We start from the raw sequence: 21,560 nt of genomic DNA on the forward strand, positions 1-21,560 counted from the left end.
TGGCCTTGGCGAAACGCAAGGCCTGCGAGGCAGCCATGAGGTGCGAAGCCATTGGTACCGTGCTGGCCGGTTTCCTGCTCCTCGCGAGCGCGCATCCGGCGGCGGCCTGCTACGACCACTTCGCGGGAGGCGTGCCGACGATCGGCATCGCAGAAACTAATCTTGACGAATGCTCGCCCTTCTGGAAGCCGCGGGTGATGATCTACACCGATCGCGCACCAGCGCGGCAAGCGCCGATAGTCGCTCCATCGAAGGAGCCGGGATGTCCGACACGAACCTTCGAGCTCGGCGTACACAAGGTCACAGTATTTCGCTGCCAAGGTTGAGGGCGTGTTGTTCCGTCCTTTCGAGCTGGAGGGGAGGCTATCCATTCTGAGGCGGTGACCTGGATCGCTTCGCTGTGCTCGCGATGACAAGGAGGGCATGAGAGTGGGTGAAGCCCAGTCACTCGCCGATTACATCGACGCGTATCCGATGAACGAAGCTGTATTCGTCCGGTCACACGACGGTCGTTCGGAACAGAACTCCACCGGAACCAAGTCATGGCCGGCTCGTTCGACCGCTATCGGACGAAGAGGAGCCCGAGATGGCGGAATATCGCGGAATGGATGAGCGCGACAGCGTCCTGGCCGATATCCTGAAAGGCGCCGTAGCCGGCGGGATTGCCGTCTGGGTCATGGAGCAGGTCGACTGGTACATGTACAACCACGAAGCCACCGAAGCGCGGCGGCGCACGCAGCGTGTCCGCCCCGGCGGACTGGATCCTGCCCACGTCATGGCGAACAGGGGCGCGCATGCCGTCGGCACCGAGCTGTCGCCCCCTCAGCCGCATCCGGCAGGCATTGCCATGCACTACATATTCGGCATCGCGCCGGGTGCTCTTTATGGCGCCCTGCAGGATCGCGTTCCGGGACTCGGCGTCGGGCGTGGCGCTCTCTTCGGCTTGGGCATGTTCCTGATGCAGGACGAATTCGCCAATGCCGCAAGTGGCCTTTCCGCACGTCCGAGCCAGTATCCCTGGCAGGCTCATGCGCGGGGCCTTGTCGCCCATCTTATCTATGGCGTCGTGACCGACACGCTGCTGCGGATTCTCAAGGGACCAGGACGCCTGACGAAATACGCGCCCGAGGAGCGTGCCCAGTTCCGGCGCAGCCGCAGCGCCTCGACGGCGGCTTATGCCGGAGACTGGCGTCTGGACGATGATTACCAGCGAACTGTGCCGCCGCGATCACCCGTCGTCGAGACCGCAAGAATGGACCATCTCGCCCGCTGAATGCGGCGATTCCCGGCAGGAGGAACCAATGGTTTTCTCACTGAGCAGCCCTGCCTTCCCGAACGGCCAGCCGATCCCTCCCAAATACAGCCGGCTCGGCGGCAATGCCTCGCCGTCTCTGGATTGGCGTGATGCGCCGCCGGAGACGAGAAGCTACGCACTGATCGTCGAGGATCCGGATGCGCCGCGAGGCACCTTCCGTCACTGGGCGATCTACGACATTCCGGCAGATCGGACGCAACTCGACGAGAATGCCGGCTCCGGCGCGGAAGCCTCAGGTCTGAAGCACGGCGTCAACGATTTCGGCAACCACCGCTACGACGGTCCGCAGCCTCCGGAGGGACATGGCCCGCACCACTATCACTTCAAGCTTGCGGCGCTAAACGTCGAACATCTCGATGTCCCGAAAGGGTCCAAGGTGCTGGAGATCTGGCAGGCCGCACGACCGCACATCATCGCCGAGGCGGAGACGGTCGGGACCTTCGAGCGCTGACATGCTGCAGGTCATGTGTGACGTGAGGGAGTGCGTTTCTATCGAGCGCAGTGTTGCACTACGCTTGTGAACGTGGCGCTCCCATCTTCACCTGGCTTGCGCAACGGACTTCTCCCATCGAAGGGCCAGGTGAAGACGGCGCGACCTACACATCACCTCGCCCTTATGGGAGAGGTCGGCTGCGAAGCAGCCGGGTGAGGGGTGTTGGCTCTACATCGAAATGCAAGCACCTGCCTGAGTTTCTGCAGAATACTGGGTCATAGCGCGACACTTCCGGTCCTGCACTGGCGCGGCTTGGATTCGCTCCTCGCGAGCGCCATAGCGGAGAGCGTCCAACCGGGCTTGTATCGAGTGCCTTTCATGGCGTCGGCCAAGGTAATCTTTGTCACAGATGATGTTGGTGTTTATGCCCTGCTTTGCTTGTACTGCGAAACCGATGTTGCTGATTTTCGGCAAGTAAGGTCAAGCTATATCAATAGTGTAGCTCGACGAGTCTTCTGTGCTGTTCTCGTTGCCGTGCGGCGAAGGGTCGGAGAACAATATTTTGGGGCGCGTTTAGGCTCTGTGTGGCCTGCGCGTGGCCGGCCGAATATTCCGTAGAGCAATGGAGAGAAAACTATGAAGTTCCTTGCCGTCTTTGCTGGCGCCGGTCTCATGGCGCTCGGCACCGTGGGGGCTGCCGGAGCGCAGCCGCTGTCCGGAACACCAAATTCGCCCTTCCCCTACGCTGCGCCTCACGAGATTCAGATGATCAATGGTCGGGCTTGCCGGACGGTGTACGACTACCGGACCCAGTCACGGGTACCTGTGGCATGTGTAGAGCCTGTGACCACAGCCAGCATCATGCATATGCATCCCAGCCGCCGCATGATGGCTGTGGAGACGACTGGATCTGTTGGAACCGCGAAGTCCGGAACGCCAAACTCACCGTTCCCCTACGCTGCTCCACATGAGGTTCAGACGATCAGCGGCCGGACCTGCCGGACCGTGTACGACTACCGGACCCAGTCCCGTGTGCTCGTGGAATGCGTGCAGTAACTTATCCGATCTGTCCAAGGGTGCGGGTTCTTGGACCCGCACCCTTGGAAGTGCGTCGCCTTGATCCTGGTCTGAGCCGACCTGATGGTCGGGCCAAAGGTCCTGCACATCCGAAACTGTGGCGACGCTCGATCCAGCCAAGCTGATTTCCAGAGCGCAATGGAACTGCCGGAGAGCCTTAAGGGTGATGGACTCATCATAGCGCAGTGATTGCGGCACCCGAGGAGGTTCGCCATGCCGGATGGCTCTGAAAATCGCCGCGATGGCTGTCTTGACCGCGTTTTGCACGCCAAGATGGCGGATGGAGCCGGGAGATAGTGCAGAACACGGGCTGGCGTCTCACTGGGCGTCCCGTCATGGGTGGGGCAGGGGATAGACCTCTAAAATGCAAACCCCAGCCGACGCAGTTTCGGTCGAGTCCTCGCGCAATCCGTGCTAAGCTCTGCCACCTGTCGAGAGGGAGGGACTCGATGCACCCGACTGACGACGTGGCCAAAGCCTATCTGGCGTGGGATGAATGCTTCAACAAAGGCGATGCAGCCGCTCTCGCTGGCACCTATCTCCCGGATGCCAAACTGCTCCCGCCGACCCATTCCGTCGTGTCCGGCACGGCGGAGATTGAGCGGTTCTTCGCCAGCCTGTTCCAAAGCGGAGTGACCAACCACAGACTCGACATGATCGAGACGGGTGGCGACGGCAGGTTCGTCTATGGTACTGCCCGCTGGAGCGCTGCCGGTGAGGGGACGGATGGCAGCCCGCAATCCTTGGGTGGTTTTGCGACTCATGTCTTTGAGCGTCAAGGCGACGGCTCGCTCAAGCTGAGGCTGCACACCTTCAACTGATCCGGTCGAGGCGAAATCGCGGGTCGGACGTCATGCAGGACGATGTTTCCGACGTCGTAAACTTGCTGCGGGATCTGGGTCTGGAGCGCTATGCGCAAGCCTTCCTGGACGCGGAGATCACGCGTGACGTCCTGCCGGAACTGACCGAAGAGGATCTGCGCGAGCTGGGGCTTCCTCTCGGCCCGCGAAAGCTCGTCCTGAAGGCCGTCCAGGCGCTCACCGGACCGTCGAAGCCGCCACCGCTGCAGGCCGCGGCTCCATCGTCGGAGTCCAAGGATTCTGTCCCCCAGGCCGGTGCGGAGCGGCGGCAACTCACCGTGATGTTCGTCGATCTCGTCGGATCGACTGCTCTCTCCTCACAATTCGACCCCGAGGAGATGCGCGAGCTGATACGGGGCTATCAGCAGACGGTTGCCGCCGAGATTGCGCGCTTCGAGGGGCACATCGCCAAGTTCCTCGGCGATGGCGTGCTCGCTTATTTCGGCTGGCCCCGCGCGCATGAAGACGATGCGGAGCGCGCCGTCCGGGCTGGCCTGCGCGTCACCGAGATGGTCAAGACCCTCAAGACACCGGCGGGTGAGGCGCTCTCGGCTCGGATCGGAATCGCGACTGGACTGGTCGTCGTCGGGGATCTCGTAGGTGAGGGCGAAGCACGCGAACGGTCCGTCGTCGGCGAGACTCCGAATCTCGCTGCGCGACTGCAGGGGCTCGCCGAGCCTGGATGCATCGTGATCGCCGACGCGACGCGGCGCCTTTTGGGTGATCTCTTCGTGTACCGGGATCTCGGCGAAATTCATGTGAAGGGATTTCGAGCACCGGTGCAGGCCTGGAGCATTGCCGGAGAAAGCGAGGCGGAGAGTCGGTTCGAGGCCCATCACGGGCCATCCTGGACGGCCCTGGTGGGCAGGGATCAGGAACTCGCCCTGTTGCTCGATCGCTGGGAGAGGGCGAAGGAAGGCGAGGGGCAGGTCGTCCTGCTGGCGGGACAGCCCGGCATCGGGAAGTCCCGCCTCGTTCGCGCCCTGCGTGAGCATGTGGGCAGCGTTCCCCATTTTCCGCTCACCCACTTCTGCTCGCCCTATCATACGAACACGGCGCTCTACCCGGTCGTCGGCCTCATCGAGCGAGGCGCCGAGCTGCGCCGTGGAGATCCTCCGGAGCATCAGCTCGACCAGATCGAAGCCATGCTGGCGCTTGCTGTCGACGATGTTGGAGAAAGCACGCAATTGCTCGCCGATCTCCTCGCCATCCCGGCGAGCGGGCGCTATCCGCCCCTCGACCTGAGCCCGAATCTCAAGAAGGAGAAGACCTTTCAGGTTCTCCTCGAGCAGCTGGCAGGATTGGCGCGCAAGCGGCCGGTGCTCGCTGTCTACGAAGATGTGCACTGGAGCGACCCGACCACACTCGAATTGTTGGACCGGGCCGTCGAGTGGGTTCAGCGCCTGCCCGTGCTGGCGATCATCACCTTCCGGCCGGAATTCACGCCGCCCTGGGGCGGCTACGGTCACATCACGTCGCTATCGCTCAGCAGGCTCGGGCGCCGGGAAGGGGTCTCGATGATCGACTGGGTCACCCAGGGAAAGCGGCTCCCGAGGGAAGTGCTCGAGCAGATTCTTGCCAAGACCGATGGCGTACCTCTCTTCGTCGAGGAGTTGACCAAGGCGGTTCTCGAATCCGGTCTGCTCAGGGAAGCCGGCGACCGTTTCGAACTTGCTGGTCCTCTCCCGTCTCTTGCGATCCCATCCACCTTGCAGGACTCGCTCATGGCGCGGCTCGATCGGCTCGCGCCGGTCAAGGAGGTGGCCCAGATCGCGGCCTGCATCGGACGCGAATTCAGACGTGACCTGCTCGAGGCCGTCGCATCACTCGACGAGGACGCACTCGACGACGCTCTCGACCGTCTGGTCGATGCGGAACTCATCTTTCGCAAGGGTGTGCCGCCGGATATTGGCTACAGCTTCAAGCATGCCCTCGTTCAGGACGTCGCCCGTGAGAGTCTCCTGAAGAGCAAGCGCCAGCAGGTCCATGCGCGCATCGCCGGCGTCCTGGAACTTCGCTCTCCCGAAACGATCCAGGCCGAACCGGAGACGCTGGCTTATCATTTGACGGAGGCCGGCCTGCCCGACAGGGCGGTTCCATACTGGCTCCGCGCAGGGAGAACCGCAGCCGAGCGTTCGGCGAACCTGGAGGCGATCAGTCATCTCTCGAAAGGTCTGGAAATCTTGAGCGCGCTTCCTGAGAGCTCCGATCGGGACCGACTGGAACTCGCGTTCCAGACGGCCATCGGTGGTCCGCTCATCGCGACATACGGATATGCGGCCCCGCAGACGGGCGCTGCGTACAGCAGGGCTCATGTCCTGTGCGACCAACTCGGCGACAACAGTGCATTGCTCGCGACCCTCAGCGGCGAGTTTATCTACCAGTTCGTGCGCGGTGATTACCGCACGATGGAAAGCCTCACGGAGGAGGCACGCTGCGCAGCCGAGCGCACCCGGGACGAGCCCCTCGCACTCGCGGCGCATCGACTCTGCGCCCTGACGGCAATGCATTCCGGAGCCTTTCTCAAGGCCCGGTCCGAGTTCGAGACGATCCTGAGCGTGTATGAGCCAACGCGGCATCGTCCCCCTCCGATCCACTATGTTCATGATCCGAAGGTCTCGGCCTTGGCCTATCTTGCGCCGGTTCTCTGGATTCTCGGCTATCCGGAGCAGGCGGGCCGCTTCAGCGAGGAAGCCTCCCGGTGCGCCGCGGAGTTGAACCAGACGAATCTTACGGCTCACGTCGGCGTCTATGGGAGAGCAGGTCTGGCCGAACTGCTCGACGACGTCGCAACTGTGCGCGCGAACGCCGACGCCATCATCGACCTCGCCGAGCAGCATAGTCTCAATTACTGGCGTTTGAGCGGCGTCATTCTCAACGGCTGGGCGATGGCCCGGGACGGCGTCGGCGAGGGAATCACGATCATGCGCGACGGCCTCGACAGCCGGGGCGCGCTCGGAGTGTCCTGGTACCAGGCCCGTTATCTGTGCCTGCTCGCGGAGCTTTATCTTCAGCGCGGTGAGGCCGCGGCCGGCCTGCAGGCCATCTCAGAAGCCAGGGAGCTCGCGACGCTCAATCACGAACACATGTGGGACGCGGAGTTCGGACGGTTGAACGGCGAGCTGCAATGGGTTGCCGGAGCATCAGCGAGTCACGTCGAAGCGCAACTGCGAAAGGCCCTGGCTCGAGCGCGCGATCAGAGCGCCCGATCATTCGAGCTTCGCGCCGCGCATAGCCTGGCGCGCCTGCTGCGTGAGCAGAATCGCATCCAGGAGGCACGCGAGCTTCTGGAGACAGTCTATCGCTCCTTTACGGAAGGCTTTGAGACACCGGACCTCAGGCGTGCGAAAGGCCTGCTCGATGCACTCGGGAGTGTCGGGCGCCAGGCAGCACAGTGACTGCGCACAGTTGTTGATTTGATCCTGACGTAGAGCAGGACAGCACCGCTGGACTGCTTCGCCCTCGGATCGCAGTGACGACGTGGAGTAACTGCCCTCGTTGTTATCGCGAGCGCAGCGAAGCGATCCAGTCTCGCGCCCGAAAATCCCAACCGAAAGCGACCGAGGCCGTAAAGTTTTGCGCTGTCGTTATCAGCATGACCAAGGTCGGCGGTGCTATGCGACCAACATGATCCTGCGCGAAGCTGCTTCCGCCACAGCGGATCTTCTGGATTCAATCGACAGCGTGCAGGTCCTCAACGAGAGCGTCGGCCAGATCAGCCGGCGCAGCGCTGACGATCACTGACCGGCTTGGTCACGTGGAGCCGTCGGTCTTCACGGATCATCGAATAGGCGAGCGGGCGGGTGCCGCCACGCGGGATTGGCCATCGGCGCTTCCCATAAGCTCGTTCGAGAGTTCCTGCCGGCGCGCGCGGCCGATGATCCAGCGGTGGAATTCCCGCGCGCCGCTCTTGTCGAAGACGGCGCTGCTCCAGGCTAGGATATAAGGCGCGGACAGGCGCAGCTTCTGCGGGAACGGGGCAATCAGGCGTCCCGCCCGCAGGTCCTCCGCAACCATCGCGCATTGCGCCAGCGTCACGCCGTGCCCCTCGACCGCCGCGTCGATGGCAAGACCCGAGAGGGAGAATACGAAGCTGTTGCGCAGATCCCCGCAATCGACTCCCACGTGCCGGAACCAGTCCTGCCAGGTCGGAGGGGACTCGAATTGCGGCTTCCATTCGATGCTCAGGAGCGGATAGCCCAGGAGGTCGGCAGGGGTTCTGAGCGGCGGGGCGGATTCCAGCAGCCGGGGGCTGCAGACCGGCATCACGCTGTCGGTGAAGAGCACGACCGATCCGTCGAAGTCGCGGAACCGGTCGCCGTAGGTGAGGCGGAAATCGGCGTCGCCCTGATCGAGGCGCGGCTCGCGATGAGTTCCTTCGAGATGGATGCTCAGACCCGGGTGATGATGCTGCCATTCGAAGATCAGCGTCGCCAGCCATTTGCTCGCCAGCGAAGGCAGTGCGCTGATGACGAGCCCGCCTGCGCCCGTCCGGCGCGTCCGCTCGATGTCGCTCTGGGCCCGCCGGAGTTCCTCGAAGCCCTTCATGATGGCGGCATGGTAGCGCTTGCCGATCTCCGTCAGAGCCAGGCCGCTGGCACTCCGGGAGATCAGCCGCAGGCCGAGCGTTTCCTCGAGGAGCTTGATCTGCTGGCTAATGGCACCCGGGGAGACGTTCAGCTCCCGCGAAGCTTTCGTCATGCTGCCGCAGCGGCCGACCGCCTCGAAAACCTGAAGGGCGCGCAGGGAGGGAAGCTCGGCCATCGAAGCTCGGATACGGGTTCCGCCCTGAAGGGTGGCGCTGAAAGGCGCTCATTCTGCTCTTTAGAAAAACTAAAGACAATGGCAGCCCTTGACCCGTTGTTCCGAAAGCAGGGTGCGGTCATTGTCGCGGCTCCCAACAGGTAAGGGATCCGCCGCGATGTTTCTCAGGAATGCTTGGTACGTGGCCGCATGGGGCCACGAGGTGACCCGCTCCCTCTTCCCCGTGGAGATGCTGGGCGAGAAGATCGTTCTCTACCGCAAGGAGAACGGCGAACCCGCCGCCCTCGAGGACGCCTGCCCGCATCGCAAGCTGCCCCTGTCCATGGGCCGCCTGAAGGGCGATCAGGTCGAGTGCGGCTATCACGGCCTGACCTTCGACTGCACCGGCACCTGCACGCGCGTGCCCGGAGCCGAGCGCGTCCCGCATGTCGCGCGCGTCCAGAGCTACCCGATCGTCGAGCGCTACGGCCTGCTCTGGGTCTGGATGGGCCAGCCGGAGTTCGCCGACCCGGCAACGATCTTCCAGGTCGAGCATTGGGGCGATCCCGCCTGGGGCGTGAACTATGGCGAGTCGATGGTGGTCGACTGCAACTACCTCTACATGACCGACAACCTGCTCGACCCGTCGCACGTCGCCTGGGTGCATCAATCGTCCTTCGGCAGCGCCGCTTGCGAGGAGGTGCCTCTGCAGACGGAAGTGACCCAGGACGGCGTGATCGTGTCGCGTTGGATGATGGATACCGAAGTCGCGCCGTTCTACGCCAAATTCGTGAAGTTCAAGGGCAATTGCGACCGCAAGCAGCACTATGAAGTGCGCTATCCGAGCAATGCCATCATCAAGGCGATCTTCACCCCGGCCGGCACCGGCGGGCCGGAGGGGCCGCTCCACAAGGACGTGTTCCTGATGGATTCCTACAACTTCATGACGCCGATCGATGAGAACCGGACGCGCTATTTCTGGTTCCAGATGCGCAACTTCGACGCGAACAACGAAGAGACATCGCGCGAATTCGCGAAGTCGGTGCGCGGCGCCTTCGAAGAGGACCGCGTGGTGCTGGCCGCCGTCCATCAGGGCATGGCGAACAAGCGCACGCCCAATCTCGATCTCCAGATTGACGTGGGACCGCTGCGCTTCCGCAAGCGCCTGGCGCAGCTCATCGCCCAGGAGACCGCGGTGCCCGCGGCCGCCGAGTAACGGCGACCGATCGAAACGACATCCAGGGCTCGATCTCGATCGAGCCCCGCAACACGCGAAGCAACCAGCGGAATGATGAACGGGACCTCGGCCAAAGACCCCTTCGCGGGCTTTCGCGTCGTCGCGAAACGGCGTGAGAGCGAAACCATCACGTCGTTCGAGCTCGCACCCCCCGATGAGGCGCAGGCGCCGGGCTTCGTTCCGGGGCAGTTCCTGGTCGTGCGCCTGCCGACCGGCAACGGACATGGGCCTATCCTGCGGAACTACAGCATCTCGAGCAGCCCGCACGACAGCAGCCGGTTGCGCATCACGGTGAAGCGGGAGCCTCCGCCGGCCGACCGCGCGGACCTGCCACCGGGCGAGGGCTCGAACTATCTCCACGAGCAGGTCGATGTCGGCGACGTGATTCACGTCAACGGGCCGCGCGGCGATTTCCAGCTCGACCCGGATTCCACGCGGCCAGTGGTCCTGCTCAGCGGCGGAGTCGGGTTGACGCCGCTCGTGAGCATGCTGCACAGCCTTGCGACGGTGGGCGACCGGCGCGTCTATTTCATCCATGCCTGCGACAGCGGGCGGGTGCATGCCCTGAAGGACGAGGTGCTGGAACTGGCGGCGCGCCGGCCCGGGATCTCGACACATTTCTGCTATCGTTTCCCGACCGACGAGGACATCGCGAGCGCCGGCTTCCATAGCCGCGGCATGATCTCACGCGAGGTCCTGCAGTCGATCCTGCCGCTCGACGACTACGACATCTACATGTGCGGTCCGCCGGCTTTCATGCAGGCGAATTACCGCCTCCTCCGCGGCCTCGGCGTGCCGAAGGAACGCATCCGCTACGAGTTCTTCGGCCCGGCCACCGTGCTCGATCCGGATGACGTCGAGCCGGCTGTGACGCAGACAGAGCCTTCGCCCTCCGTTCAAGGTGAGGCTCTGCAGGAGGAGGGCGTTCGGGTCGTCTTCCGCAAGTCCGGCAAGACGGCCGTCTGGGACGAAAAGGCGAAGTCACTGCTCGATTTCGCCGAGTCGCTCGGCATCGACGCCCCGTTCAGTTGTCGCGCCGGCGTGTGCAGCACCTGCCTGAGCACCCTCGTCAGAGGCGAGGTGGAGTATTTCGAAGAGCCGCTGAGCGAGCCAGGCCCCGGCGAGGTTCTGCTGTGCTGCTCAAGGCCAAAGACGACGGTCGAAGTGGACGTGTGAGTGCATCACCTATCCCGTCATCGCGGGTGGAGTGAAGCAATCCGGGTGCGCATCCGTCGAGGGGTAGATTGCTTAACCTGTGGCTCGCAAGGACGGAAGTGGGTCCGCATCAGGCTGGATGACTGTGGCCCGCCATGACGGCAGTGGGTCCGGCGCTACTCCGGTTCCGGCCCTGCACCTCCCGCTCTTACGCTCTCTTCGTCATTGCGAACGCAGTGAAGCAATCTACCCGTCGACGGATGGATTGCCCCGCCTTCGGCTCACAATGACAAAAAGGGCGTGCATCCCTTGACGGACAATAGCATCCGCAACGGGCAGTCGCCCCACGCTCAAGAAGCCGGATCGACAATCTTGCCCGGATTGAGCAGCCCCTCCGGATCGATGATCGTCTTCACGGCTTGCGCGAGCTGGCGCTTGACCGGATCGGCGTAGCGCTCGAAGGCAGCGCGCTTCTTCCTGCCGACGCCGTGTTCCGCCGAGAAGCTGCCGCCGACCGCGCTGAGGTCGGTATAGAGCACGCGCTCGACCGCTTCGTTTGTCGCAGCCGGCAGCGGTCCTTCGACATTGAAGACGATGTGCAGGTTGCCGTCGGCGAGATGGCCGAAGACATAGGGCGCGAAGCCGGCATCGATCGCCTTCAGATCGGCCTGGATGCGCGCCACGTAATCGTCGATGGCGCCGGCCGGCACCGAGACGTCGAAGGATGGCGCGCGCGGATGCAGCCGGTATAGCACATCCGTATCCTCGCGGACCCGCCAGATCCGCTCGGCCTGCTGCATCGAGTTCGCGACGAGACCGTCGATGATCTGCGCCTCGTCCCAGATCGCCGCAAGGCCGCTTTCGAGAGCAGCCGAAGCCTGCTCGAACGTGTCCGCGGCGAGTTCCAGAGCCAGAAGACAGGGCGCGTCGAGGGGCAGTTGCCCGGGCGTGAAACCGAGAGCCCGGCTCGTCGTGAGCGCATAGCTGCGCCACATGATTTCCGCGGCGCGCAGGCTCGTGCCGCCCTGCGCGAGGAAATAGCGGATGGCGCGCTGCGCGCTTGCGGCATCGTTCAGTCCGACGAGTGCCGTCGCGCCCGCTCCGGTGAGCGGATCGAGCTTGATCACGGCGCGCGTCACGATCCCGAGGGTGCCTTCCGCGCCGATGAAGAGATGCTTGAGATCGTAGCCCGCACTCGTCTTCACCACACGGGTCAGGTCGCAGAACACCTGCCCGTCCGGCAGCACGACCTCGAGGCCGAGCACGCGGTGGCGCATGACGCCGTTGCGGAACGCCATGATGCCGCCGGCATTGGTGGAAATCATGCCGCCGATCGTTGCAGATCCGCGCGCCGCGAGATCGATCCCGGGCTCGAGCCCATGTGCGCGCGCGGCTTCCTGCAGAGCGTTCAGCGTCACGCCGGCCTGCACGACGGCGACGCGGGTCTGCGGATCGATCTCCTCGATGCGATCGAGCGCGCCGAGATCGCAGATGATCTCTTCGGGACCGGTGATCGCGCCGCCCACCAGTCCGGTGCGGCCGCCGTGCGGCACGAGGGCGATCTTCGCTTCCCGGCACCAAGCGACGAGTTTGGCGACATCGGCCGTCGTTACGGGGCGCACGAGGGCGGCGGCGCCGAGATTGCCGGTATCCCAACCTGGATCGCGTCCGGCGAGATCGTCGGGCGACAGGACGGCCTGCGCACCGACGCGTTCGCGCAGATTATCGAGAAGTGCGATCCGATCCATCACGCCGCTCCCACGATGCAGCGTCCGGCATCGTCCTGCCAGAAGTTGTTGCGCTCGAAATAGTTCTGCAGGAACTGGCGCAGTCGTGGATTCTGCTCTTCGTTGAATACGTGATGCGGCGATCCCTCCGCGACGATCACGCCGTAATCGATGAACAGGACCTTGTCGGCGACCTGCGCCGCGAAGCCCATCTCGTGGGTCACGACGGCCATGGTCATGCCCTCGGCCGCGAGATCGCGCATCACCTGCAGGACCTCGCCGACGAGCTCGGGATCGAGGGCCGAGGTCGGCTCGTCGAAGAGCATGATATGCGGCTCCATCGCGAGCGCACGGGCGATCGCCACGCGCTGCTGCTGACCGCCCGAGAGCTGTGCGGGATAAGCGTCGCCTTTGTGGGCGAGGCCGACCTTGCCGAGCATGGCATGAGCACGCTCTTCCGCCTCGGCACGCGGGATGTTGCGTGCGAGAACGAGCGGCGTGGCCACGTTGGCGAGCGCAGTCATGTGCGGCCACAGGTTGAACTGCTGAAATACGAAGCCGACATTGCGCCGCACGCGCGCGATCTCGCGGTCGCTGGCATTTCGCCGTTTGCCGCGCTCGTCCACGTAGCCGAGCAGCTCGCCCTCGATGAAGATCTCGCCCGCGTCGTATTTCTCCAGGAACGCGATGCAGCGCAGGAGCGTGCTCTTGCCCGAGCCAGAGGGCCCGATGATGCAGGTCACCTGCGACTGCTCGATCCCGAGGGAAACATCCTTGAGCACCTCGACCGCGCCGAAACGCTTGTGGACCCCGCGGACGTCGATGATCGGTTGACCCTTCATAATGTGAATTCCTGAATGATCGGCGGTCAGGCCGGGGCACGGGTGGTGAAGCGGCCGAGACGCTTCTCGAGAGCGCGGCCAGCGGTGGAGGCGAGCTCGATGAGCACCCAATAGGTCAGCGCCAGGAACAGCAGCGTCTCGGCAAAGGCGAAGGTGGTCGATCCGATCGAGGAGACCACGGCCGTCAGCTCGCCGACGGTGATCACCGACAGGACGGCCGTTTCCTTGCTCAGGATGATGACCATGTTGGCGAGCGCCGGCAGAATGATCACGAGCATCTGCGGGAACTGCACGTGAAGCGCGATCTGCATCTGCGTAAAGCCGGCCATGCGCGCCGCTTCGATCTGTCCGACCGGCACCGACTGGAATCCGGTGCGGAAGATCTCGGCGAAATAGGCGCCGCCATAGAGCAGAAGCCCCAAAATCCCGGCCGTCATGGGCGACAGATCGAGGCCGTAGAACGGGCCGCCATAGTAGAGAACGAAGAGCTGGATGAGAAACGGCGTGCCGCGGATCAGCCCGATATAGGCCTGGAGCACGGCACGCACGGCCGCTCCCAGGAAGAGTTGCGCGAGAGCGACGACGAGGCCCAGGAGCATGCCGAGGGCGGATCCGACGATCCAGATGAAAATCGTGAGGCCAAGTCCCTGGAGCAGCGCGCGCCACTCGTTGGTCAGGACCGAGATGTCGAAACTCATCGGATCGCCTCCGTATTGAATCTGCGCTCGACCAGGGCGCCCAAGCTGGTGACGATGCCGATGCACAGGAGATAGATCACGCCGGCGGCTACGTAGAGCTCGAGCGGCTGGAACGAGCTCGTCGCGATGTTTTGAGCCATTCGCGTGAGTTCCAGGACGCCGACGACCGAGACGAGCGACGACGCCTTGATCATCATCGTCGTCTCGTTCACGAGCGCCGGCAGGGTCAGGCGAACCGCCTGCGGGACTTCGATATGGCGGAGAATGTGCCAGCGCGAGAACCCGAGCATCCGGGCCGCTTCGATCTGCCCGTTCGGGATACCCAGAAAGCCGCCGCGCAGGATCTCCGCGAGATAGGCCGCCGTGCAGAGCGAGAGGGTCGCCACCGCGGCAACAACCGACGAGACGTTGATGCCGATCAGCGGCAGACAGTAATAGGCGACGAGAAGCTGGACGATGAGCGGGACGCCGCGGAAGAAGCTCACATAGACGGCGGCGACGCCACGTCCGAACCGGCTGCGGCCGAGCCGCATGGAACAGATCGCCGTGCCGATGACGAAGCCGATCGCCACGGACGCAAGCGAGTAGGCGATGGTGTTAACGGCGCCTTGCAGAAGATCGGGCAGGGACGCCCAAACTATGCTGAAGTCCAGCACGCGCTCATCCCTCCTTGTGATCCGGCCGCGTCGAGCGGCCGGATCGGTGATGAATTGCGATTCAGGCGTTCGGCTCGGTGACGCTGTCCGGCACGTCCATGGTGGTGCCGAACCACTTCTTCTGGATCTCACCCAGACGTCCGTCCTTCTTGATCTTCAGAAGGGCGGCATCGACCGCATCCATGAGCGATTTCGCCTCGTCATCCTTTCGGCCCACATAAGCGAAATACACGGGCTTGCCGAAGGGTGGCATCACGACGCTGAAGACGTTCGGCCGCTGCTTCGCGACATAGGCGATGTTGGGGAGCGAATTGCCGACGGCCGCGATGCGCCCGGCCGCGAGATCAGCATAGGCCTGGTTGTTGTCGACGTATTCGCGGACCTCGGTCTCACCCGGGAGTGTCTTCACGAATTCCTGCAACTGCGCGAGCTGCGCCGAAGCCTTGCCGCCGCCGATCTTCTTGCCGGCGATGTCCTGCGGGGTCTTGATGCTGTCGTCCTTGGCGCTCTTGAGGAGAGCGACGGTCGCGTCGGCGATCGGGGGCGTGAAGCGGTAGCGCTCCATGCGCTGCTTGGTGATGATGAGCGGCCCGGCGACGATGTCGAATTTTTGTGCCTCGAGGCCAGGCAGCACGCTCGGCCAGGGCAGATCGATGAAGCGCGCCTTGACGCCGAGCTCCTTGGCGATCTCGGTATAGAGATCGAGGTTGAGCCCGGCCTGCTTGCCGTTCTCGATGAAATCGAAGGGCGCGAACTGAAATTCCGTCCCGATCACGAGCTCGCCGCGCTCCTTGACGGTTGCGAGCAGATCCTTCGCTTGGGCCTTTGCTGCCAAGCTCACCGCCGAGAGCGCCGTGATCGCAGCGACGGCCGCAACGGCGGCACGTTTCTTGATTCTGAGCATCGGTTTTCCTTTCCACCCTGGAGATTGACCGATCGATCCCGGTCACAGCGTCGACCTATATCTTGACAGGATATGTCTAGACAAGTCAAAAAGCGCGCAACAATGCTTCAAGTGTAGGCGCGGTGAACGAAACAATGGCAACGCGGATCGGATTCAATCCTCATGTGACGGCGCTGCCGGCCTATAATGCCGGTTTGAATCTCGCTGTCGCGCAACGCATCAGCGGTCGCGACGATATCGCGCGCCTCGCCAGCAACGAGAATCCGGACGGCTGTTCGCCCGAGGTTCTTGCGGCTCTCGCTCCGGCCGTGGTGGAACCGTGGCGCTACGCCGATCCCGCCTGCGCGGCGTTGCGCGAGGCTCTGGGCGCGCATCTCGGCATCGCTCCGGATTGCATCGTGGCCGGCAACGGTTCGGAAGAAATGATTGCGGCGGTCTCGCGAGCCGTTCTCCAGCCCGGTCAAGAAGTCCTGACCGTCGTGCCGAGCTTCGGGCTGCACGAAATCGAACCGCTGGCGGTCGGCGCGCGCGTCACCAAGGTGGCGATGACCGCCGACCTCGACTTCGATCTCGATGCGCTCGTTGCGGCGCTCGCGTGGGCGCCGCGTCTCTTCATGCTGAGCTCGCCCTGGAATCCCGTCGGTCCTGCATTGTCGCGCGAGGCCCTGATGCGGCTCGTCGGCGCGATGTCGCCCGACACGCTCCTGGTGTTCGACGAAGCCTACTTCGAATACGCGGACGGCAGCGATGTGCCGGATGTCATCGCATTGCTGTCCGGAGCCGGCGTGCGTTTCGTGGTTCTGCGAACCTTCTCGAAGGCCTATGGTCTCGCAGGCCTTCGCGTCGGCTACGCGGCCTGCTCCGATGCGGAACTTGCGGCGGCTCTCTCCAAGGCCAAGACGCCGTTCAACGTCAATGCCGCCGCGCAGGCAGCCGCAATGGCGGCGCTTCAGGATCAGGCCTGGATGAAAGCGTCCGTGGCCCGCACCAGAGTCGAACGCGAGCGCGTCGCGGTTGCGCTGCGCGCCATGGGCTTCGCACCGGCACGGTCGCAAACCAACTTCCTGTTCTTCGATTGCGGGCGGAGCAGCACGCAAGTCGCCGAAGGACTCCTGCACGAGGGCATCATCGTCAAGCCGTGGCGCGAGCCGGGATACGAGCAGTTCCTGCGCGTGACCATCGGACACGCGGGAGACAACGACCGTTTCCTCGCGGCCCTGCATCGGCTGACCGCCTGAATCCCGTCGGATCACTCGCCCTCGACCCGGCGGGTCTGCTCGGACCCCCAGAGATCGACGACGTAGAGTGTCAGAGGCGCATCGGGCCGGATGTCGACGGAGGCCGGCCCGGTGCGCGTGAGCAGCAGCGTATCGCCATCACCGGCGTGCACGTTCGTGTCGGCCGTGCGGGCAGCGGCGCCGGCGCCACGCACGAGGACGAGCATGACGTCGCCATCGCGTGGCAGTGTGACGGCCTTATCAGCTTTCAGTCGCGCCACGCGATGCGTGAACCGCCCACGACGCGTCATGACGTTCAGATCCTCGATCGGGCCCTCGACGAGATCGGCCTCGACCGGCAGATCGGCCGGGAAGGCGAAAGGCATGCTGCCGCTGTCGAGACGAACATTGCCGCGGCCCTTCAAGGCGAGATCGAGGCCTTTGCCTTCGAGCACGGTCAGCGTGCGGTCGACGCCCGGGAAGAGCGAGAACGGCCCGGCGGACGCCACCTTCGCCATGCTCACGCGCCAGTCGAACTGATCCAGCGCCGCGCCAGCCGGCGAGACGAGAATTTCCGTCGTCTCGCCGCCGCCGTTCTTCCACGGCATGTGCCGATACTCGCTTGTCCGGATCAGGCGCATGATCCCCTCCCGTGATCGGTTCAGCGGATGCAGGCGATGATGTCACGGTGATGGCACATAGCCATCATCACGATCAGGCCAGCACGGTCCGTGCAATGATGTTGCGCTGGATCTCCGAGGAGCCCTCGTAGATCCGGAAGATGCGAGCGTCGCGCGCATAGCGCTCGATCGGCAGGTCGCGCGTGTAGCCGTAGCCGCCGTGGATCTGGATCGCCTTGTCGGTCACGCGGCCGACCATCTCGGAGGCATAGAGCTTCGCCATGGCGGACTCGCGCGAATAGCGCTCCCCGGATTCGCGCTTTCGTGCGGCGGCGAGGCTCAGAAGGCGCGCCGCCTCGATATCGGTCGCCATGTCGGCGAGCATCCATTGCAGGCCCTGGAACTCGGCGATGAGCGCACCACCCACCTTGCGCTGCTTGGCCCATTCGGTTGCCGCGGTGAGCGCGGCCTCGGCGATGCCGACCGAGCAGGCGGCGATCTCGACACGGCCGCCGTCGAGCACCTTCATGGCCGTGCGAAAGCCCGAGCCTTCGGCACCAAGCCGGTTCTCTTCCGGCACGTAACAGTCGAGCGCAACCTCGAAGACATGGCCGCCTTTCAGGCCCATGGTGCGCTCGGGCGACGAGGTGCGCACGCCACCGGCCTTCGGATCGACCACGAAAGCGGAGATCCCGCGGGCGCCGGCAGCGGGATCGGTCTTGGCATAGACGACGATGAAGTCCGCCTCTCCGGCATTGGAGATGAAGTGCTTGGTCCCGGTAATGCGATAGCCGCTGCCCTCGCGCGTCGCGCGCGTCGACATGTCAGCCGGGTTGGAGCCGGCGCCCGGCTCGGTCAACGCGAAGGCGCCGAGGCTCTTGCCCGCGGCTGGCGGCAGATAGCGCGTACGCTGCGCCTCGTCGCCGCCGTAGAGAATCGAATCCGTCGCGAGCCAATGAGCCGTGATCATCGAGGCCGTCGAGCCGCAGGCGCCTGCAATGGCCGCGACCGCATCGAACAGCACGGTCGGCCGCAGACCGAGGCCGCCATGAGCTTCCGGAATCGGAAGGCCCATCAGGCCCATTTCGGCGAGGCTGTCGAGATGTATCGTGGCGGAGCGGCCGGTCTCGTCGATCTCCGCCGCAGAGGGAGCCAGGACTTCCGCCGCATAACGCCGGATCGCGTCGAGCAGGGCGATATCGTCGTCGCTGTGGGTCACCATGATCATCCCTCGAGTCCGAGTTCGGTCAGAATCGCTCGCCTGTCGGCATCGAGCGCTGGAGCCGCGGCAATGCCGCCGCGCGACGTGCCGCCGAAGCGCGCCGGTTGTTCCGGAACCTGCACCGGTCCGAGCGTTGCATGATGCGTGTCCTGCAGCAGGCCCCGCTCCGTGGCCTGCGGAGAAGTGAGCGCCTCCGCCATGTCCTGGATCTCGGCGGCGGGCACACCGGCCGCGACGAGCGCGGCGACCGCCTCCGACGCCGTGAGCGAAGCCGACCATCCCTCGATGACGGCGCGCAGATCCGCCTCGTTGGCGAGACGGTCGGAATCGCTTCCGAAACGCGCATCCTCGGCAAGCTCCGGACAGCCGATGCACTCCGCGAGCTTCCCGAACAACTTCTCGTTGAGCACGGCGAGCACGAACATGCCGTCACGTGCCCGGAAGGCGCCGAACGGAGCGGAGAGCGGATGGCGGTTGCCGACGCGCTGCGGCGCCGTGCCGGAAGCGAGATAGCGCGCCACGACGAGCGGCTGAACCGCGATCATCGCGTCGAACATCGCAAGATCGATGTATCGGCCTGCACCGGTGCGTTGCCGCTCGACGAGGGCCGCGAGGATCGACCAGGATGCGAACAGGCCGGCGACGACATCGGCGATCGACTCGCCGACGAGCATCGGCGGTCCGTCGGGAGAGCCGGTGACCGACATGATGCCGGTCATCGCCTGCAGGATGATGTCGTAGGCCGGCCGACCGGCAAACTGCCCGTCCTGGCCGAAGCCCGAGATCGACGCATAGACCAGGCGCGGATTGAGCTGCGAGAGCTCGTTCCATCCGATCCCGAGCTTGTCGGCGACCCCGGGCCTGAAGTTCTCCACGACGACGTCCGCGCGTGCCGCCAGAGCCTGCACGATCGCGCGGTCTTCCGCCTTGTTGAGGTCGAGCGCGATGCTGCGCTTGCCACGGTTGATCGTCAGGAAGAGCGCGCTTTCGCCGTCGATGAACGGACCGACATGGCGGTAGTCGTCGCCCGTCGGGGGCTCGACCTTGATCACGTCGGCGCCGAGATCGGCCAGCAATGCGGTGCAATAGGGTCCGGCGAGCACGCGGCTGAAATCGAGCACACGCACTCCCGAGAGCGGACGATTATCCGTCACGCGGGCCTCCTCGTTTCTCGTCACGTTTCAGCGCAGGCTCGGCAGGTCGAGGCCGTGCTCACGGGCGCAGTCGATGGCGATCTCGTAGCCGGCATCCGCGTGCCGCATCACGCCCGTGGCCGGATCGTTCCAGAGCACGCGCTCGATGCGCTTCGCGGCTTCCGGCGTGCCGTCGCAGACGATGACCATTCCCGAATGCTGCGAGAAGCCCATCCCGACGCCGCCGCCGTGATGCAGTGACACCCAGGTGGCGCCCGACGCGCAATTGAGAAGCGCGTTGAGCAGCGGCCAATCCGACACGGCGTCCGAGCCATCCCGCATTGCCTCGGTTTCGCGGTTCGGCGAGGCGACCGAGCCGCTGTCGAGGTGGTCTCGGCCGATGACGATCGGCGCCTTCAACTCGCCCTTGGCGACCATCTCGTTGAAGGCGAGGCCGAGACGGTGACGGTCGCCGAGGCCGACCCAGCAGATCCGGGCCGGCAGGCCCTGGAACTTGATCCGCGTCTTGGCCATGTCGAGCCAGTTGTGCAGGTGCTTGTTGTCGGGCAGCAGTTCCTTCACCTTGGCATCGGTGCGGTAGATGTCCTCCGGATCACCCGACAAAGCCGCCCAGCGGAACGGGCCGATGCCGCGGCAGAAGAGCGGGCGGATATAGGCCGGCACGAATCCCGGAAAGTCGAAGGCGTCGGCGACCCCTTCCTCGAGCGCCATCTGGCGGATGTTGTTGCCGTAATCGACGGTCGGCACGCCCATCTTGTGGAAGTCCAGCATGGCGCGCACGTGCTCCGCCATGGAGCGTTTGGCGGCCTGCGTCACGGCCTTGGGATCGCTCTCGCGCTTTGCCTCCCACTCGGCGAGAGTCCAGCCTTTCGGCAGATAGCCGTTGACCGGATCATGCGCCGAGGTCTGGTCGGTGACGCAGTCGGGGCGCACGCCACGGCGCACGAGTTCGGGCAGGATCTCGCCGGCATTGCCGAGAAGGGCAACCGAGATCGGCTTCTTCTCTTCGCAGGACCGCCTGATGATCTCGAGCGCATCGTCGAGGTCCTGCGCCTGCACGTCCACGTAGCCGGTGCGGAGGCGGAATTCGATGCGGCTCGGCTGGCATTCGATGGCAAGGCACGAGGCTCCGGCCATGGTGGCGGCCAGCGGTTGCGCGCCGCCCATGCCGCCGAGGCCCGCCGTGAGAATCCACTTGCCGGACAGATCGCCATCGTAGTGGCGGCGGCCCATTTCAACAAAGGTCTCGTAGGTTCCCTGAACGATGCCCTGCGTGCCGATGTAGATCCAGGATCCGGCCGTCATCTGGCCGTACATCATAAGCCCCTTGCGATCGAGCTCGTTGAAGTGATCCCAGGTCGCCCAATGCGGGACGAGATTGGAATTGGCGATCAGCACGCGCGGAGCATCGGGGTGCGTGCGGAACACACCGACCGGCTTGCCGGATTGAACCAGGAGAGTTTCATCGGCTTCGAGCTTCTTGAGCGCTGCGACCATGCGGTCGAAGCTTTCCCAGTCACGGGCGGCGCGCCCGATTCCGCCGTAGACGACGAGCTCGCCCGGCCGTTCGGCGACGTCCGGATCGAGATTGTTCATCAGCATGCGGAGCGGCGCTTCCGTGAGCCAGCTCTTGGCCGAGATTTCGGGGCCGCGGGGCGCGCGGATCACGCGGGCGTTGTCGATGCGGGTCATGGATTTTT

Annotated in this window: 19 protein-coding genes; 9 read left to right on the forward strand and 10 right to left on the reverse strand. The window is 64.5% G+C overall.

Annotated elements, in window-relative coordinates:
• Positions 1 to 35 precede the first annotated feature (35 nt).
• The 6 genes from BN1233_RS03665 (at position 36) to BN1233_RS03690 (ending at position 7,083) form a co-directional block, all read left to right on the forward strand.
• Entirely contained in the window at positions 36 to 326 is a 291-nt protein-coding gene (locus tag BN1233_RS03665; protein WP_046862041.1) for a hypothetical protein, read from the forward strand.
• Positions 327 to 586: 260 nt separating this feature from the next.
• Positions 587 to 1,273, forward strand: a complete 687-nt coding sequence (locus BN1233_RS03670) for a hypothetical protein (RefSeq protein WP_063776677.1) — start codon at positions 587 to 589, stop codon at positions 1,271 to 1,273.
• Between the two features lie 28 nt (positions 1,274 to 1,301).
• The gene (locus BN1233_RS03675) at positions 1,302 to 1,766 is read left to right on the forward strand and encodes a YbhB/YbcL family Raf kinase inhibitor-like protein (protein WP_046862042.1); all 465 of its coding nucleotides are present in this window, start codon (positions 1,302 to 1,304) and stop codon (positions 1,764 to 1,766) included.
• A gap of 618 nt (positions 1,767 to 2,384) precedes the next feature.
• Positions 2,385 to 2,804: a hypothetical protein gene (locus tag BN1233_RS03680; RefSeq protein WP_046862043.1), complete on the forward strand. Its 420-nt coding sequence runs from the start codon at positions 2,385 to 2,387 to the stop codon at positions 2,802 to 2,804.
• A gap of 470 nt (positions 2,805 to 3,274) precedes the next feature.
• On the forward strand, positions 3,275 to 3,646 hold the full coding sequence (locus BN1233_RS03685) for a YybH family protein (protein WP_052763686.1): 372 nt from the start codon (positions 3,275 to 3,277) through the stop codon (positions 3,644 to 3,646).
• Positions 3,647 to 3,678: 32 nt separating this feature from the next.
• Positions 3,679 to 7,083: an adenylate/guanylate cyclase domain-containing protein gene (locus BN1233_RS03690; RefSeq protein WP_046862044.1), complete on the forward strand. Its 3,405-nt coding sequence runs from the start codon at positions 3,679 to 3,681 to the stop codon at positions 7,081 to 7,083.
• 382 nt (positions 7,084 to 7,465) lie between these two features.
• Here BN1233_RS03690 and BN1233_RS03695 read toward each other — a convergent pair whose 3' ends face one another.
• Positions 7,466 to 8,449, reverse strand: a complete 984-nt coding sequence (locus BN1233_RS03695) for a LysR substrate-binding domain-containing protein (protein WP_046862045.1) — start codon at positions 8,447 to 8,449, stop codon at positions 7,466 to 7,468.
• Positions 8,450 to 8,606: 157 nt separating this feature from the next.
• Between BN1233_RS03695 and BN1233_RS03700 the strand changes: the two genes are divergently transcribed.
• A complete protein-coding gene (locus BN1233_RS03700) occupies positions 8,607 to 9,644 on the forward strand; it encodes an aromatic ring-hydroxylating dioxygenase subunit alpha (protein ID WP_046862046.1) in 1,038 nt (345 codons plus the stop codon).
• Positions 9,645 to 9,716: 72 nt separating this feature from the next.
• Positions 9,717 to 10,841, forward strand: a complete 1,125-nt coding sequence (locus BN1233_RS03705) for an FAD-binding oxidoreductase (RefSeq protein ID WP_342341636.1) — start codon at positions 9,717 to 9,719, stop codon at positions 10,839 to 10,841.
• Positions 10,842 to 11,170: 329 nt separating this feature from the next.
• On the opposite strand, the gene BN1233_RS03710 is transcribed toward BN1233_RS03705, so the two are convergent.
• The 5 genes from BN1233_RS03710 to BN1233_RS03730 all read right to left on the reverse strand — a co-directional run bounded on the left by BN1233_RS03710 (position 11,171) and on the right by BN1233_RS03730 (position 15,647).
• Positions 11,171 to 12,568: an FAD-binding oxidoreductase gene (locus BN1233_RS03710; RefSeq protein WP_046862047.1), complete on the reverse strand. Its 1,398-nt coding sequence runs from the start codon at positions 12,566 to 12,568 to the stop codon at positions 11,171 to 11,173.
• A complete protein-coding gene (locus BN1233_RS03715; protein WP_046862048.1) occupies positions 12,568 to 13,389 on the reverse strand; it encodes an amino acid ABC transporter ATP-binding protein in 822 nt (273 codons plus the stop codon). Before BN1233_RS03715 ends, BN1233_RS03710 begins: the two co-directional genes overlap by 1 nt.
• Before the next feature lie 26 nt (positions 13,390 to 13,415).
• Positions 13,416 to 14,087: an amino acid ABC transporter permease gene (locus tag BN1233_RS03720; RefSeq protein ID WP_046862049.1), complete on the reverse strand. Its 672-nt coding sequence runs from the start codon at positions 14,085 to 14,087 to the stop codon at positions 13,416 to 13,418.
• Complete coding sequence (locus BN1233_RS03725) at positions 14,084 to 14,743, reverse strand: amino acid ABC transporter permease (protein WP_046862050.1); 660 nt, start codon at positions 14,741 to 14,743, stop codon at positions 14,084 to 14,086. The genes BN1233_RS03720 and BN1233_RS03725 overlap by 4 nt, the downstream gene beginning before the upstream one ends.
• Positions 14,744 to 14,804: 61 nt before the next feature.
• The gene (locus tag BN1233_RS03730) at positions 14,805 to 15,647 is read right to left on the reverse strand and encodes a transporter substrate-binding domain-containing protein (protein ID WP_046862051.1); all 843 of its coding nucleotides are present in this window, start codon (positions 15,645 to 15,647) and stop codon (positions 14,805 to 14,807) included.
• Positions 15,648 to 15,781: 134 nt separating this feature from the next.
• Between BN1233_RS03730 and hisC the strand changes: the two genes are divergently transcribed.
• Complete coding sequence (gene hisC, locus BN1233_RS03735) at positions 15,782 to 16,885, forward strand: histidinol-phosphate transaminase (protein ID WP_046862052.1); 1,104 nt, start codon at positions 15,782 to 15,784, stop codon at positions 16,883 to 16,885.
• Between the two features lie 11 nt (positions 16,886 to 16,896).
• On the opposite strand, the gene BN1233_RS03740 is transcribed toward hisC, so the two are convergent.
• The 4 genes from BN1233_RS03740 to hutU form a co-directional block, all read right to left on the reverse strand.
• Positions 16,897 to 17,505: a HutD/Ves family protein gene (locus tag BN1233_RS03740; protein WP_046862053.1), complete on the reverse strand. Its 609-nt coding sequence runs from the start codon at positions 17,503 to 17,505 to the stop codon at positions 16,897 to 16,899.
• Between the two features lie 73 nt (positions 17,506 to 17,578).
• On the reverse strand, positions 17,579 to 18,706 hold the full coding sequence (locus BN1233_RS03745; protein WP_046862054.1) for an acyl-CoA dehydrogenase family protein: 1,128 nt from the start codon (positions 18,704 to 18,706) through the stop codon (positions 17,579 to 17,581).
• A gap of 2 nt (positions 18,707 to 18,708) precedes the next feature.
• Positions 18,709 to 19,860, reverse strand: coding sequence for a CaiB/BaiF CoA transferase family protein (locus tag BN1233_RS03750; RefSeq protein WP_046862464.1), 1,152 nt, complete (start codon positions 19,858 to 19,860; stop codon positions 18,709 to 18,711).
• Between the two features lie 27 nt (positions 19,861 to 19,887).
• Positions 19,888 to 21,552, reverse strand: coding sequence for a urocanate hydratase (hutU, locus tag BN1233_RS03755; protein WP_046862055.1), 1,665 nt, complete (start codon positions 21,550 to 21,552; stop codon positions 19,888 to 19,890).
• Positions 21,553 to 21,560 lie beyond the last annotated feature (8 nt).

The sequence above is a fragment of the Microvirga massiliensis genome, assembly GCF_001006805.1.
Taxonomy (GTDB): domain Bacteria; phylum Pseudomonadota; class Alphaproteobacteria; order Rhizobiales; family Beijerinckiaceae; genus Microvirga; species Microvirga massiliensis.

Bases quoted from the DNA above. Each gene is read 5' to 3' on its own strand.
- hutU (WP_046862055.1), bottom strand. From the start codon at position 21,552: ATGACCCGCATCGACAACGCCCGCGTGATCCGCGCGCCCCGCGGCCCC.
- hisC (WP_046862052.1), top strand. From the start codon at position 15,782: ATGGCAACGCGGATCGGATTCAATCCTCATGTGACGGCGCTGCCGGCC.
- BN1233_RS03680 (WP_046862043.1), top strand. From the start codon at position 2,385: ATGAAGTTCCTTGCCGTCTTTGCTGGCGCCGGTCTCATGGCGCTCGGC.
- BN1233_RS03710 (WP_046862047.1), bottom strand. From the start codon at position 12,568: ATGGATCGGATCGCACTTCTCGATAATCTGCGCGAACGCGTCGGTGCG.
- BN1233_RS03745 (WP_046862054.1), bottom strand. From the start codon at position 18,706: ATGGTGACCCACAGCGACGACGATATCGCCCTGCTCGACGCGATCCGG.
- BN1233_RS03685 (WP_052763686.1), top strand. From the start codon at position 3,275: ATGCACCCGACTGACGACGTGGCCAAAGCCTATCTGGCGTGGGATGAA.
- BN1233_RS03675 (WP_046862042.1), top strand. From the start codon at position 1,302: ATGGTTTTCTCACTGAGCAGCCCTGCCTTCCCGAACGGCCAGCCGATC.
- BN1233_RS03700 (WP_046862046.1), top strand. From the start codon at position 8,607: ATGTTTCTCAGGAATGCTTGGTACGTGGCCGCATGGGGCCACGAGGTG.
- BN1233_RS03695 (WP_046862045.1), bottom strand. From the start codon at position 8,449: ATGGCCGAGCTTCCCTCCCTGCGCGCCCTTCAGGTTTTCGAGGCGGTC.
- BN1233_RS03715 (WP_046862048.1), bottom strand. From the start codon at position 13,389: ATGAAGGGTCAACCGATCATCGACGTCCGCGGGGTCCACAAGCGTTTC.
- BN1233_RS03670 (WP_063776677.1), top strand. From the start codon at position 587: ATGGCGGAATATCGCGGAATGGATGAGCGCGACAGCGTCCTGGCCGAT.
- BN1233_RS03720 (WP_046862049.1), bottom strand. From the start codon at position 14,087: ATGAGTTTCGACATCTCGGTCCTGACCAACGAGTGGCGCGCGCTGCTC.
- BN1233_RS03740 (WP_046862053.1), bottom strand. From the start codon at position 17,505: ATGCGCCTGATCCGGACAAGCGAGTATCGGCACATGCCGTGGAAGAAC.
- BN1233_RS03665 (WP_046862041.1), top strand. From the start codon at position 36: ATGAGGTGCGAAGCCATTGGTACCGTGCTGGCCGGTTTCCTGCTCCTC.
- BN1233_RS03690 (WP_046862044.1), top strand. From the start codon at position 3,679: ATGCAGGACGATGTTTCCGACGTCGTAAACTTGCTGCGGGATCTGGGT.
- BN1233_RS03705 (WP_342341636.1), top strand. From the start codon at position 9,717: ATGATGAACGGGACCTCGGCCAAAGACCCCTTCGCGGGCTTTCGCGTC.
- BN1233_RS03730 (WP_046862051.1), bottom strand. From the start codon at position 15,647: ATGCTCAGAATCAAGAAACGTGCCGCCGTTGCGGCCGTCGCTGCGATC.